General features: G+C 67.1%; 9 protein-coding genes. 6 read left to right on the forward strand and 3 right to left on the reverse strand.

Annotated elements, in window-relative coordinates; genetic code table 11:
* Positions 1–473: 473 nt before the first annotated feature.
* A complete protein-coding gene (locus tag RCF13_RS11325; RefSeq protein WP_061480137.1) occupies positions 474–1394 on the reverse strand; it encodes a LysR substrate-binding domain-containing protein in 921 nt (306 codons plus the stop codon).
* Between the two features lie 140 nt (positions 1395–1534).
* Between RCF13_RS11325 and RCF13_RS11330 the strand changes: the two genes are divergently transcribed.
* Both RCF13_RS11330 and RCF13_RS11335 read left to right on the forward strand, forming a co-directional pair.
* Complete coding sequence (locus RCF13_RS11330) at positions 1535–2236, forward strand: pirin family protein (protein WP_061480138.1); 702 nt, start codon at positions 1535–1537, stop codon at positions 2234–2236.
* Between the two features lie 169 nt (positions 2237–2405).
* Complete coding sequence (locus tag RCF13_RS11335; RefSeq protein WP_134967730.1) at positions 2406–3545, forward strand: MFS transporter; 1140 nt, start codon at positions 2406–2408, stop codon at positions 3543–3545.
* A gap of 81 nt (positions 3546–3626) precedes the next feature.
* Here the strand turns inward: RCF13_RS11335 and RCF13_RS11340 are convergent, their stop codons facing one another.
* Positions 3627–4745 (reverse strand): alpha/beta fold hydrolase, encoded by a 1119-nt coding sequence (locus tag RCF13_RS11340; RefSeq protein WP_231352661.1) that lies wholly within the window; start codon positions 4743–4745, stop codon positions 3627–3629.
* Between the two features lie 185 nt (positions 4746–4930).
* Between RCF13_RS11340 and RCF13_RS11345 the strand changes: the two genes are divergently transcribed.
* The 4 genes from RCF13_RS11345 (at position 4931) to RCF13_RS11360 (ending at position 11811) form a co-directional block, all read left to right on the forward strand.
* Complete coding sequence (locus tag RCF13_RS11345; protein WP_134967745.1) at positions 4931–6277, forward strand: cytochrome c; 1347 nt, start codon at positions 4931–4933, stop codon at positions 6275–6277.
* Positions 6274–7200, forward strand: coding sequence for a c-type cytochrome (locus RCF13_RS11350; protein ID WP_134967731.1), 927 nt, complete (start codon positions 6274–6276; stop codon positions 7198–7200). Before RCF13_RS11345 ends, RCF13_RS11350 begins: the two co-directional genes overlap by 4 nt.
* Before the next feature lie 115 nt (positions 7201–7315).
* Positions 7316–9694, forward strand: coding sequence for a TonB-dependent receptor (locus tag RCF13_RS11355; protein ID WP_134967732.1), 2379 nt, complete (start codon positions 7316–7318; stop codon positions 9692–9694).
* A gap of 8 nt (positions 9695–9702) precedes the next feature.
* A complete protein-coding gene (locus RCF13_RS11360; RefSeq protein WP_134967733.1) occupies positions 9703–11811 on the forward strand; it encodes a phospholipase C, phosphocholine-specific in 2109 nt (702 codons plus the stop codon).
* Between the two features lie 109 nt (positions 11812–11920).
* Here the strand turns inward: RCF13_RS11360 and RCF13_RS11365 are convergent, their stop codons facing one another.
* Positions 11921–13516 (reverse strand): alkaline phosphatase D family protein, encoded by a 1596-nt coding sequence (locus tag RCF13_RS11365; RefSeq protein ID WP_134967734.1) that lies wholly within the window; start codon positions 13514–13516, stop codon positions 11921–11923.

Genomic DNA, 13516 nt, shown 5'->3' on the forward strand with positions numbered 1-13516 from the left:
CCGCCGCCCGTCCGGCCCGGGCGGCCGGGCCGCCGCCTCCCTGCGGCGGCCACCCCGCCCGCCGACCCCGCCCCCCCTTCGACAGGTTCACGCGGCTGTTGGTAGGTGTCGACCTTGGTCGACACATCTGTCAGATATCGAGTGAATTCATCCACGCATGGCATGGATCTATCGTGTCGACCAAGGTCGACACTTACCAGAGCAGTACGCCGTTCCGACAGATCGCGGAAAACTGTCGAAGGCGGGGTGGGGGGGGGGGGGGGGGGGGGGGGGGGGGGGGGGGGGGGGCGGCGCGGGCGGGGGCGGTGGGTGTGGGGGCCCCCCGCCACCCCCCCCCCCCCCCCCCCCCCCCAACCCCGCCATCCCTCAGGAAACCAGCTTTTGCTTTTGCTTTTGCTTTTGCTTCGGCTTCGGCTTCGGCTTTGGCTATGGCTGTTGCTTCGGCGGGTGCAGGGCGCAGCCCTGCCGTACCCCTACCCCCGTGCCATTGCCTGCCACCACTGCGACAGCAGCTCCGGCCTGCGCAGGCGCTCGCGCCACCAGCGCAATGCCGCGCCATCCTCACCGGTGCGCCAGGCCAGCCAGAACGTTTCCTCCGGCTTGTGTTCCTCCACCTCACGGATCACCAGCTGGCCACGCGCCACAGCAGCGCGCGCGCATGGCTCGGGCAGGAAGCCGAAGCCCACCCCTTCGCACTGCAGCTTCAATTTGCTGGCCATGTCTGGCACGGTCAGCATCTCCTGCCCCATCAACAGGCCCACCGTGCGCGGCAGCAGCCTGCGCGCCGAATCGGAAACGGCGATCGCGCAATGCTCGACCAGCTGCTCACGGCCCAGCACGCCCTGCACGTTGGCCAACGGATGATCGGGTGCCACCGCGAACACGAACGCCACCGTTCCCAGCGGCTCGACCACATAGCCGCCACCACTGGGCCCTTCGCCCGGCGCGCCGACCAACAGGTCGGCACGGCGGTCGAGCAGGGCCTCCCAGGTGCCGGACAGGGCCTCGCCGATCAACCGCAACCGGGTTGGTGCCTCGGCCTCACGGAATGCGGCGATGTCCGGCCCAAGCAGCCAGGTCGGGAACACCGAGTCCACCGCCAGGGTCAGTTCGGTCTCCCAACCCGACGCCACCCGGCGCACCCGCAGCTCCAGCTCGCGGGCAGCGCGCAGCAGGTGTCGGCCTTCGTCCAGCAGCGCGCGCCCAGCCTCGGTCAGCTCTGCACGTGGGCCGACCCGGTCGAACAGCTGCACGCCCAGATCCTCCTCCAGCTTGGCCACGGTATAGGAAATCGTCGAGGGCACCTTGTGCAGGGCCTTGCCGGCGGCGGCAAAGGAGCCACGGCGGTCGATGGCATCCAGGATCTGCAGGGCATCGAGGCTGAGCTTGAGCATTCGAATTTTTCGATGATGGTCGTCAAAACTATCCGTTTTTCAAACCTCGGACGCAAGCGGATACTTCTCTCCAACGGGGAAACACAGCGGTCACTGGCCCACCCCGCCCCATCGAAACCATCGAACAAGGAGATTCCCTCATGCTGCAGATCCGCAAGAGCGCTACCCGTGGCCTGGCCGAGCATGGCTGGCTGTCCTCGCGCCATACCTTCTCCTTCGCCAACTACTACGACCCCCGTTACGTCAGCTTCGGCCCGTTGCGGGTGATCAACGAAGACAAGGTGATCGGCGGCCAGGGCTTCGGCACCCACGGCCACAGCAACATGGAAATCATCTCCTACGTGCTGGGCGGTGCACTGGAACACAAGGACTCGATGGGCACCGGTTCGGTGCTGCGCTACGGCGACGTGCAGCGCATGAGCGCCGGGAGCGGCGTCACCCACAGCGAGTTCAACCACTCGGCCGACGAGACCGTGCACTTCCTGCAGATCTGGATCTTCCCGGACACCGAGAACATCGTGCCGTCGTACGAAGAGACCCACTTCTCGCCGGACAGCAAGCGCGGCCAGCTGCGCCTGATCGCTTCGCCGGACGGCGCCGACGGTTCGCTGCGCATCCACCAGGATGCCCGCATCTTCGCCACCATTCTTGATGGCGGCCAGAAGCTGCATCACGCCCTCGGCAACGGTCGTGGCGCCTATGTGCAGGTGGCGCGTGGCCAGCTGCAGGTCAACGGCATCACCCTGGAAGCCGGTGATGCGCTGCAGGTCAGTGACGAAGCCCAGCTGACCCTGGAAAACGGCAACGACGCCGAAGTGCTGGTGTTCGACCTGCCGCTGTAAACACGCCCTGTCCTGAAGACGTGGCCCGGCGATGCGGAAAGGCATCGCCGGGCCCGCTGCGCCTGATGGACGGCCCGCAATCGTATTCGGCCTTCGGTGACCCGAATGCCCCTTGCCCGATGCGACTGGAAACGCTTTCATGGCAGTGTTTATCCGGACCCGCTCTCGCATGACGCCTTCATCTCCGCGTGCCCAGCAGCACGCCACCCGTGCCGCCTTCTTCATTCCTGGATTCGCCACCGCCGCGTGGGCGCCGATGGTGCCTTACGCAAAGGCCAAGGCCGGGCTGTCGGACGCCAGCCTCGGCGCCGTGCTGCTGTGCCTCGGGCTCGGCTCGCTGCTGGCGATGCCGCTGGCAGGTGCACTGACGGGGCGGTTGGGTTGCCGCCGGGTGATGGTGATCACCTGCGCGATGATGCTGTGCGCCCTGCCCTTGCTGGTGCTGGCACCCTCGCCGGTGTCGCTGGGCGCGGCGCTGTTCGTGTTCGGTGCCGGCGTCGGTGCACTGGATTGTGCGATGAACATGCAGGCGGTGGCGGTCGAGCGCGATGCCGGGCGCGCGATGATGTCCGGCTTCCACGCCTTCTACAGCATCGGTGGATTCGTCGGCGCTGGCTGCATGACCGGGCTGCTGATCCTCGGCACGCCGCTGTGGCTGGCCGCGCTGGTTTCGGTGGTGGCACTGCTGCTGGTTGCGATGCTGTCGGCGCCGCATTGGCGTCCGCAACGGATCCTGCACGAAGGCCCCTTGCTGGCACTGCCGCATGGCGTGGTGCTGTTCATCGGCGTACTGGCCTTCGTGGTGTTCCTCGCCGAAGGCTCGATGCTGGACTGGAGCGCCGTGTTCCTGGCCGAAGTGCGGCAGGTGCCGCGTGACCAGGCCGGGGCCGGCTTCGCGTTGTTCACCCTGGCGATGACGGCAATGCGCCTGTTCGGTGACGGCATCGTCGAGCACCTCGGCCGCACCCGCACCCTGGTCTTTGGCGGTATCACGGCCGCGGCAGGCTTCACCCTGGCCACACTGGTGCCCTCGTTTCCGGTGGCGCTGGCCGGATACGTACTGGTCGGGCTGGGCTGCGCCAACATCGTGCCGGCGCTGTTCTCGATGGCAGGCCAGCAGCGGGTGATGCCGGAAAGCATCGCAATCACTGCCGTGACCACACTGGGTTACGCCGGCATCCTCGCTGGCCCGGCTGCGATCGGCGCCGTGGCGCACGCCACCAGCCTCGGCTTTGCCTTCCTGTGCGTCGCCGTACTGCTGCTGGGCGTAGCCGCCTCCGCCCGCTCACTGGCCCGACGCGTGGCCTGACAGAAAATGGGGACGGAGGGGATTAAGTCGCATCTGCCCCGAGTGTGCTGCAAACGACTTAATCCCCTCCGTCCCCATTTTTCAGCCGTGTGCCAGCCATTCGGCCTGGGCCGGCAGCTGTGGGGCTGGGCACGTGCTCTGCGGGTGGTGCTCGTCACGCGCCATCCAGTCGTCGACCACGCCGGCCAGCAGGTCCAGCCGCAGCGGCAGGGTGATGTGGTCCTCGCCGCGCATCTCGATGTAGTGCGCGCGCGGATTGGCCTGGGCCAGTTCGCGGCCCTGGCTGACCGGAATGTGCTGGTCGCCCTGCCCGTGCAGCAACAGCACGCAGGCGCGGGTATCGGCCAGCGCACGCGCGACGTCGACGCGGTCCAGATCGACATCGATACGGCGGCTGGCGGCGGCGATCACCTGGTTGATGTCCTGGCCGCCGTAGCGCCAGCGCGCGTAGGAGGCGACCGCCTGCGCCTTCAGGCCTTCCGGCTGCAGCCCCATCAGGTGCGGAATCATCGTGCGGATCGCTACACCGGCATTGGCGAACGATTCCATCGCCACCACGCCTTCCACCTGGTCGCCGAGCTTGTCGGCGGTGAATACCGCTGTGGCGGCGCCATAGGACACGCCGAACAGGTACAGCGGGCCGGTTACTTCGCCGCGCGCGCGCAGCTCGCCGATGACATCGACCACGTCATCCGATTCATAGGTGCCATAGCCGGACGGTCCTGCACCGGACTGGCCATGGTTGCGCAGGTCGAGCGTGACCACGCGGTAGCCGGACTCGGCCAGCTGCAGCGACCATGGCAGCATCGAATCACCGTTCATCATCCAGCCGTGCAGCAGCACTACGGTGCCGCGCGGCGTCTGCGCACGGAACGGCTGCGGCACCGCCAGGCTCAGGCCGGTATCCAGCGGCAGGCCGTTCTCGTGGCGCTGCGGCAGGTAGTGGTAACGCGCGCCGTAATCGCCGGGATCGAACACACGCCAGAAGATCGGCACGCCATCGCGGCCCGGCGCGAAGCCATGGCGGTTGGGCAGTTCGGCGATGGCCGCGGCGATGCGCGGGCGATCGAGCAGGGTCGATACACCACCTGGCGCGATCAGCCGATCGGCGAGCGAGGTGGACGAGGCATTGATGGAGGAGGAGCATGCAGCCAGCCACAGGCCGGCGCACGCCAGCAACAGCAGCAGCAGGCGCTTCATATCACGTCATAGGGATGAATCAGACAGGCTGGGACGTTAACGCCCCGATAGACCGGTCATCTATCGCGCGCGGATGACGACTTGATGACAGCGCAGGAACGATTCAGCTTGGTGTACAAGCTGTATCCGTTCAGTCATTGATCCGGATCAATGAATACGCCGGCATGCTTGCCCACAGTGCCCCCATGCGCACCTCGTTCAAGCTCGCCATTGCCCTGGCCGCCACGCTGGCCGCCGCCTATGGCATCGCCCGCAGCACGCCCTACTGGTTCGCACCTCGGCAGGCCGCGCAGGTCGACATCCACGACCCGGCGCTGATCGCACAGGGGCAGTACCTGTCGCGCGCCGCCGACTGTGCGGCCTGCCACACCGCGCCGGGCGGCAAGCCGTTCGCCGGTGGCCTCGGCATGCAGACGCCGATGGGGACGATCTACTCGACCAACATCACGCCCGATCCGCAGACCGGCATTGGTGCCTACGATTACGCCGACTTCGAACGCGCGGTGCGCCGTGGCATCCGCCACGATGGCCAGCCGTTGTATCCGGCAATGCCGTACGCCTCGTACGTGGTTGCCCGCGACGCCGAGATCAAAGCGCTGTACGCCTATTTCATGGGCTCGGTGCAGCCGGTGAAGCAGGACAACGCCGACAGCACGATTCCATGGCCCGCCAACATGCGCTGGCCTCTGGCATGGTGGCAACTGCTGTTCGCACGCCCACGCAGCTTCAGCCCGGATCCGTCGCTGGACGCCGGCAAGCAGCGTGGTGCCGAACTGGTGGAAGGCCTGGCGCATTGCGGTGCCTGCCACACGCCACGCGGGCTGGCGTTCCAGGAAAAGGCGATGGCCGATGATGGCAGCCGCCAGTTCCTGTCCGGTTCGGTGCTGGAAGGCTGGTACGCGAAGAACCTGCGCAACGAATCGACCGGCCTGGCCAGCTGGAGCGAAGGCGAGATCGTCGACTTCCTGCGCACCGGCCGCACCGATCGTTCGGCGGCTTTCGGCGGCATGGCCGATGTGGTCGAGCACAGCACGCAGTACCTGTCCGACGCGGACCTGCTGGCGATGGCGCGCTACCTGAAGCAGCTGCCCGCCCGCGAAGGACGCAGCGCACAGTGGTCGCCCGGCACCGACACCACCACCGCCGCACTGCGCAGCGGCGACTACCGCGTGGCCGGTTCGCTGGCCTATGCCGAGCACTGCCAGGCCTGCCACCGCGCCGACGGCCGCGGCATGCCTCGCGTCTATCCGGCCCTGGCCGGCAACTCGATCGTGTTCGCTGACGATCCCAGCTCGCTGGTGCAGGTGACCCTGATCGGCGGCCGCACGCCACAGACCCCGCACGACCGCATGGCCTTCACCATGCCAGGCTTCGAGCAGCTGCCGAATGCGCAGCTGGCACAGATCCTGACCTTCATCCGCAGCAGCTGGGGCAATCAGGCCAGCGCAGTGAGCGAGGTCGACGTGGCGCGTATGCGCCGGGTGGTGCGCGACAAGCCGGTGCACTACGTTCCGCAGGAGACCGCACAATGAAGCGTTCGCGCACGCGTTCCCGCCTGCTGATCGGCAGTGCGATCACCATCGTGCTGCTGGCCGGCGCCGGTACCCTCGCTTACCGTCATCTGTACCCGGATCTGGATGCCGCCGTGACCGGCACGATCGATATCCTCGATGCACAGGGCAAGGTGGTCGGCCACTACCACGCGCCCAGCGCCGAAGAAATCGCCGGGCTCGGCAATGCCGAGTCGGTGATGCTCGGCCGCCGCCTCCTCAACGAGACCGCACGGCTGCTGCCGGACAATGTCGGCAACGATCTGAACTGCAACTCGTGCCATATGGCCGAGGGCAAGCGTCCATTCGGAAACCACTACTTCAACACCGGTGGCGGCGCTTATCCGCGTTACATGCCGCGGCCTGGCAAGGTGATCGGGTTGACCGAACGCATCAATGGCTGCCTGCAGCGTTCGATGAACGGCAAGCCGCTGCCGAAGGACGCGCCACAGATGCGCGCGATGCTCGACTACATGGCGTGGCTAAACAGTGCAGTGCCGGACGGTGCAAAAGTCGCCGCGCCAAGCGAAGGGCCCATCGACAGCACGCTGGCCCCGGATCCGATCCGCGGCCAGGCGCTGTACGCCACGCAGTGCGCTGCCTGCCACGGCGACAACGGCGAAGGCCGGCGCGACGCCAGTGGTGACATCGCCTTCCCACCGCTGTGGGGCGACCACAGCTTCAACATCGGCGCCGGCATGGCGCGCCTGTACAAGGCGGCCGGTTTCGTCAAGCACAACATGCCACCGGCAGTGACCCGCGAACCTCCGCTGGGGCAGCAGGTGATGCCCGACCAGGATGCGGTGGACATCGCCAGCTACTTCATCAACCAGCCGCGGCCGGACTTCGCCAACAAGGGCAAGGACTGGCCGCGCGACCCGAAACCCAAGGACGCGCGGTACTGATGCCGGCAGCAGGTGCCGGCCGTCGCACAACACGATTCCTGCATCGCCACGTCATGCCGATGTCATTGGCACTGCCGACACTCCGGGGCTTCCCTCTTCTGAAGGTCCGGTCTCGATGCGAACGTCTGCGCGCTTTCCCCGTGTCTCGCTGCTTGCCCTGCTGATCGCCCCCGCACTGGACGCCCTGGCCGAAGCACCGCAGGGCGAGACTGCCGAAGCGCGCAGCAGCGATGCGCGAACCCTTGACCAGGTACAGGTGATCGGCCAGGCCACCAGCTACGCCAAGACGGCGGTGCGCGCGGAAACGCTGAACCGGCAGACCGTGATGAGCAGCGTCAACGACGCGCTCAATGAAGTGCCCGGCGTGGTGGTCAGCGAAGCCGATGCCACCGGCTCATCGGTGTGGGGCACGCAGATCAGCATGCGTGGCTTCGTCACCAACCGCGACACACAGCAGATCGGCACTACCATCGACGGCCTGCCCAACGGCGGTTCGGGTTACGGCGGCGGCTCGCTGGCCAACCGCTACATCGACACCCTCGATCTGGAGACAGTGGAAGTCAGCCAGGGCACCGCTGATATCTCCTCGCGCTCGAACGAAGCGCTGGGCGGCACGCTCAACTTCCTCACCAGCGACCCGCTGCAGGACAGCCGCCTGCGTTTCGTGGTCGGCGCCGGTGACAACGAGGCGCGCAAGTACTACGTGCGCTACGACACCGGCCTGCTCGGCGGCCACACCCGCGCCTGGGTCAGCGCCTCCTCGTCGAAGGTGCATGACTGGATCGACGGCACCGGGCACGCCAGCAACGACCACATCGCCGGCAAGTTCATCACCGAACTGGACCGCTGGACGCTGACCGGCTACCTGTCCTACAACGATGCGGACGAGCCGGAATACACCAGCGTCTCACCGAAGGGCTTCGCCACCAATCCTGATCGTGACAACCTGGTCGGCACCCTCACCGGCATTCCCTACCTGGACCAGAACTACCGTTCCGGCTCGCGTGCGCTGCGCGAGAACACCTTCGGCTACCTGCGCGCGGCCTTCGACGGTGGCAACGGCTTCAAGGCCTCGGTGGCGGCTTACGGACACCGCATGGAAGGTCGTGGCGACTGGCTGCCACCTTACCTGGCACAGGTCAGCGACGATGGTGCCGGCCGCCCCGAATCGGAGTACATCGGTGGAAAGACCGTGTACGGCGGCAGCAACCGTGGCCAGATCTTCTTCGTCAATCCCGACGGCAGCGCCGCGCAGCGCCTGGCCAACTGCACACCGCGGCTGGGTTTCACTGCCGAATATGATCCGAACTGCTACGCCGGCAACGTGCTGGGCGCGCAGTCGTATCGCCACACGCACTACGACAACGACCGCATGGGCGTGACCGCCGACGTCGAGTGGCGGCAGACCTTCGGCACGGTCGACAACACGATCCGTGGCGGCCTGTGGGTGGAGAAGCTGGACCGATCGGCACGCCGCGACTGGCATCGCCTGCTCAACGTCGGCCAGGATATCGCCTTCGACCATCAACCGTACTGGGTACAGTTCGAGGACAAGTACAAGGTTGACGAGCAGATGTACTACGTCGAGGACGTGGCGAGGTTCGGGCCGTTCAGCGCACGCCTGGGCGTGAAGCAGTTCTTCGTCGACCAGTCGCGCCGCCGCGTGATCGGTGCCAGCGAGCACGTCAGATCCGATTCCAGGTCCGACCCGCTGCTGTCCACCGGCTTGACCTGGGCGCCGGGCGTGGAAGGCATGGAGCTGTTCGCCGGCTTCTCGCAGAACTTCGCCGCGATTCCTTCCGGCGTGCTCGGCGAGACCGACCCGCAGCGCTTCCGCAACGTCGAGCCGGAGACCGCTGACAACATTGAAGTGGGCATGCGCATCAGCCGCTGGCCGCTGACCGCCTCGGTCACGCTGTACAACATCAAGTTCGACAACCGCATCGTCTACCTGCCGGCCGGCTTCGTCAGCGGCATTGACTACCTGGGCGAGACCGACGGTGTCTACGAGAACTTCGGCGGCGTGGAAAGCAACGGCCTGGAAGCGGCGTTCGGCTATGGCTGGGACAACGGCTGGCGCCTCAACGCCGCCTATACCTACAACCGCTCCAAGTACCTGGGCAGTGGCGATGCCGCGCGTGATACCCAGCTGGGCATCGTCGACGGCGCCAAGGTGATCGGCCAGCCCGAACAGACCCTCGTCCTGTCGGCAGACTGGCAGGGTGAGAACTGGAACTTCGGCCTGTCCGGCCGTTACCTGGGCACGCGCTATCTCGACGCCGCCAACGTCAACAAGCTGCCGTCGGCCACCGTGTTCAACGCCAACATCGGCTTCGACCTGCAGGGCCTGTCGCCGCGCCTGAAGGGCATGGGCGCCAACCTGGTGGTGAGCAACCTCACCGATAAGCGGTATCTTGCAGGGGTGGACGGCCGCGACAACGCCTTCATCGGCGCTCCGCGCACCGTCGGGATCTCTTTCCGCGTGGACCTGTGAGTGAGCCCGTGACCGATATCGGCCGACGCCGGTTGTTGCAGGCCGGCGTTGCCGCCGGCCTTTCTCCGCTGCTGCCCAGCATCGCCCGGGCCGCAGCGATCGCCCCCGCCACGCAGACGCGCAGCCTGGAAGACCTGCAGCACATCGTGGTGTTCATGCAGGAGAACCGTTCGTTCGACCACTACTTCGGCACGCTGCCGGGCGTACGTGGCTTCGGTGATCGGTTCGTCGCCCCGGCCGCCGCGCTGCAAGCAGGTGGCCGCGTCCGCAGCCTGTGGCTGCAGCCCGATGCCAGCGGCAAGCGCGCGATCGCGCCGTTCCCGCTGGATACCGCCGCGCACTTCGGCTACATGCGCGTGGAAGGCACGCCGCATACCTGGCCCGATGCGCAGCGCGCCTGGGACCAAGGTCGCATGGGGCAATGGCCGAAGGCCAAGCAGAACCACTCGATGGGCTACTTCCAGCGCAGCGACCTACCGTTCCAGTTCGCGCTGGCCGATGCCTTCACGATCTGCGATGCCTACCACTGCGCAATGCAGGCCGGCACCAACCCGAACCGGGTGTTCCTGTGGACCGGCCACAACGATCCGCAGGCCCACGCTGGTGGCCCGGTGATCGCCAACTCGCACGACAATTTCCCTGAACAGGGTGGGCACCCGGCGTCGTACCGCTGGACCAGCTATGTCGAGCGCCTGCAGAGGGGCGGCGTGTCCTGGCAGATCTACCAGGACATGGCCGACAACTTCACCGACAACCCGCTGGCGGGTTTCGAGGCCTTCCGTCAGGCCCACCGCGCGGCGCCAGGGCATGACCCGCAGCTGCGCGCGCGCGGGGTCAGCACGCGGGGCCTGACGCAGCTGCGCCAGGACGTCATTGACGGGCGCCTGCCGCAGGTCAGCTTCATCATCGCCGACGCGGCCGGCAGCGAACATCCCGGCCCGTCCAGCCCGGCACAGGGCGCGGCCTATACCGCACGCGTGCTGGATGCGCTGACCGCCGATCCGGACGTGTGGAGCCGCACCGCCCTGCTGCTGATGTTCGACGAGAACGATGGCTTCTTCGACCACATGCCGCCCCCTGCCCCGCCTTCGCCGGTGGACGGTGGCTGGGCGGGTGTGTCCTCGGTCAGCACCGAAGGCGAGTACCACCGACACCCGGCACCGGGTGACGAAAAGTACGATCTCGCCGAACTGCGCGGGCGCCCGTACGGTCTGGGACCGCGCGTGCCCCTGTACGTGATCTCGCCGTGGAGTCGCGGCGGCTGGGTCGATTCGCAGGTGTACGACCACACCTCGGTCATACGGCTGATCGAGCGCCGCTTTGGCGTGGCCGCACCGGACATCTCGCCGTGGCGCCGCGCGGTCTGCGGCGACCTCAGCACTGCGTTCGACTTTGCCCAGCGCGATACCCGCCCGTTCGTCTGCGGCCTGCCCGACGTGAGTGCGGTTGCCGCACGCGCCGCTGCCTTGCCGGGACGCACCGTGCCCACGCTGCCAGAGGGGCTGAAACCAGCGAAACAGGAAAGCGGTGTACGCCCGGCGCGCGCCCTACCCTATCGTCCGCAGGCATCGATTGCCGCAGTCGATGCCTCGGGTGTGGATCTGACGCTGTCCTGCGAAGGCGCGGCGGCCGTGCTGCATGTCTACGATCGGCTGCGGCTGGATGCGGTACCACGCCGCTACACGCTGCTGCCAGGTACGCCACTGCGCGAGCGCTGGCCGCTGGACGCCCAGGGCCGCTATGACCTTTGGCTGCTTGGTCCGAACGGCTTCCACCGCCACTTCCAGGGTGCGGTCAAGGCGCCTGCCGTGCAGGCTTCGATCGAGCGCGCGGACGGCCAGCTACGGCTGCACCTGCGCAATCTGCACAACAGCGCGCAGAATGTGCGGGTGCAGGCCGGCGCCTATGCCGGGCACATGCCGGAGCAGGCGCTGGTGCTGCCGGCGCATGCTGAGGCCACGGTGGCGTGGGACGCGGCGCCCACCGCAGGGTGGTACGACCTGCGCATCGGTGCGGGCGACAGTGCACTGCGACTGGCCGGCCGCGCCGAGGATGGGCGCCCCGGCACCAGTGACCCGGCAATGGGCAGCGAGCCATTGCGGTTCGAGCACGATTGAGGAGCCCTCTGTAGAGCCGAGCCCACGCTCGGCTACTTCTCGCCCTGGTCGCATTGCACCGAAAAAGCAGCCGAGCGTGGGCTCGGCTCTACAGCGCAGACCGGTAGATTCAGGCCTCCTGCAGCCCCGGCCGGCCGTGCTCCACCGCGTAGCGCTTCCAGCTCTGCAGCGCGCCATTCGGCTGCATTACGGTATCCAGCGTCTTCATGTCGCCGATCCACGCATCGCGGGTGACATCGCACAGCACGTAGCCACGCTTGTCGGTGGTCGCTTTCAGATAGGGGCTGTGCGCAATCTGGTTGCTGGCATACGCGTCCACACCCTGGCCATCGGCGCCGGAAGTGATCGACGTGGCGAGGAACTCGCTGGAGATCACGCCCGAGTCACGGTGGTCCTGCACCAGATCACTCGCATAGTGGCGATGCGCGTCGCCGCAGGCAGTCACTACGTTGCCGAAGCCCACCTTCTGGATGTGGTCAAGCAGGCGCCGGCGGCTGTCCAGATAGCCTGACCACTGGTCGTCGGACGATTGCACCACGCCGTCCTTCTCGCGCATGTAGTTGCCCAGCGCCACCTGGTGGGCGATCGTGTGCCAGCGTGGTGCAGCATCGGCCAGGCCGTCGAACAGCCAGCGCTCCTGCTTCGCCCCCACAATGCTGCGCTCTGGCGATTCCACCTCCTCACGCAACGCCATGTTCACCTGCTTGCTGCGGTACTGACGGGTATCGAGCAGGTGCAGGTCCATCAGCGTGCCGTAGCGTGCGCGCCGGTACATCTGCATGTGGCCATCGCGCGGGAATGCCGAGCGGCGCAGTGGCATGTTCTCGTAGTAGGCCTGGAACGCCTGTGCGCGACGCAGCAGGAACACTTCGCTGGGCGTGTCATCCTGGTCTTCGGCACCGGCCCAGTTGTTGTCCACTTCATGGTCGTCAAAAGTGACGAACCACGGTGCCGCCGCATGCGCGGCCTGCAGGTCGGGATCGCTCTTGTACTGGGCGTAGCGGCGGCGGTAATCATCCAGCGTGTAGATCTGCGGGCCGACGTGGTTGCGCAGGTTGGTGAACGGCTGGCCGTTCATCTTCCGCAGGCCCGGCTGGCTTTCGCCTTCGTAGATGTAGTCACCGTAGTGGAAGACGAAATCCAGCGGTTCGTCGGCGATGCGCCGCCACGCGGTGTAGTGGCCTTCTTCGTAGTGCTGGCAACCGGCCACCGCAAAGCGCACACGATCCACTGCGGCCGTGGCTGCGGGCAGCGTGCGGGTACAACCGACCGCACTGGCGTGGCCGCCTACGGTGAAGCGGTACCAGTAGGGCCGTCCGGGCGCCAACCCGTCCAGCTCCACGTGCACGGCGTGGCCGAGTTCGGGATGCGCCATTGCCGAACCCTGGCGCACCACCTTGCGCATGCCATCGTCTGCTGCCAGTTGCCATTCGACCGCCATCGGCCGGGTCGGCATGCCACCGCCGAACACCAGCGGTTCGGTCGCCAGGCGCGTCCACAGCACCACGCCATCGGCCGAGGGATCACCCGAGGCCACGCCCAGGGTGAAGGGTGTGCTGGCAAAGCGCGGCTTGGCCAGCAGGTTGCGCGGGTTCAGCGCGGTGGCATCGGCCTGCGCGGCCAGTGCGTGCGCCGTGCCCATCCAGGCCCCGGCGGCCGACAAGCCGGCCAAGGCCAGGAATCGCCTGCGATTGATCGTCTCCAC

It is taken from the genome of Stenotrophomonas maltophilia group sp. RNC7 (assembly GCF_030910085.1).
Classification (GTDB): domain Bacteria; phylum Pseudomonadota; class Gammaproteobacteria; order Xanthomonadales; family Xanthomonadaceae; genus Stenotrophomonas; species Stenotrophomonas sepilia.

Bases quoted from the DNA above. Each gene is read 5' to 3' on its own strand.
- RCF13_RS11355 (WP_134967732.1), top strand. From the start codon at position 7,316: ATGCGAACGTCTGCGCGCTTTCCCCGTGTCTCGCTGCTTGCCCTGCTG.
- RCF13_RS11350 (WP_134967731.1), top strand. From the start codon at position 6,274: ATGAAGCGTTCGCGCACGCGTTCCCGCCTGCTGATCGGCAGTGCGATC.
- RCF13_RS11345 (WP_134967745.1), top strand. From the start codon at position 4,931: ATGCGCACCTCGTTCAAGCTCGCCATTGCCCTGGCCGCCACGCTGGCC.
- RCF13_RS11325 (WP_061480137.1), bottom strand. From the start codon at position 1,394: ATGCTCAAGCTCAGCCTCGATGCCCTGCAGATCCTGGATGCCATCGAC.
- RCF13_RS11340 (WP_231352661.1), bottom strand. From the start codon at position 4,745: ATGAAGCGCCTGCTGCTGCTGTTGCTGGCGTGCGCCGGCCTGTGGCTG.
- RCF13_RS11330 (WP_061480138.1), top strand. From the start codon at position 1,535: ATGCTGCAGATCCGCAAGAGCGCTACCCGTGGCCTGGCCGAGCATGGC.
- RCF13_RS11335 (WP_134967730.1), top strand. From the start codon at position 2,406: ATGACGCCTTCATCTCCGCGTGCCCAGCAGCACGCCACCCGTGCCGCC.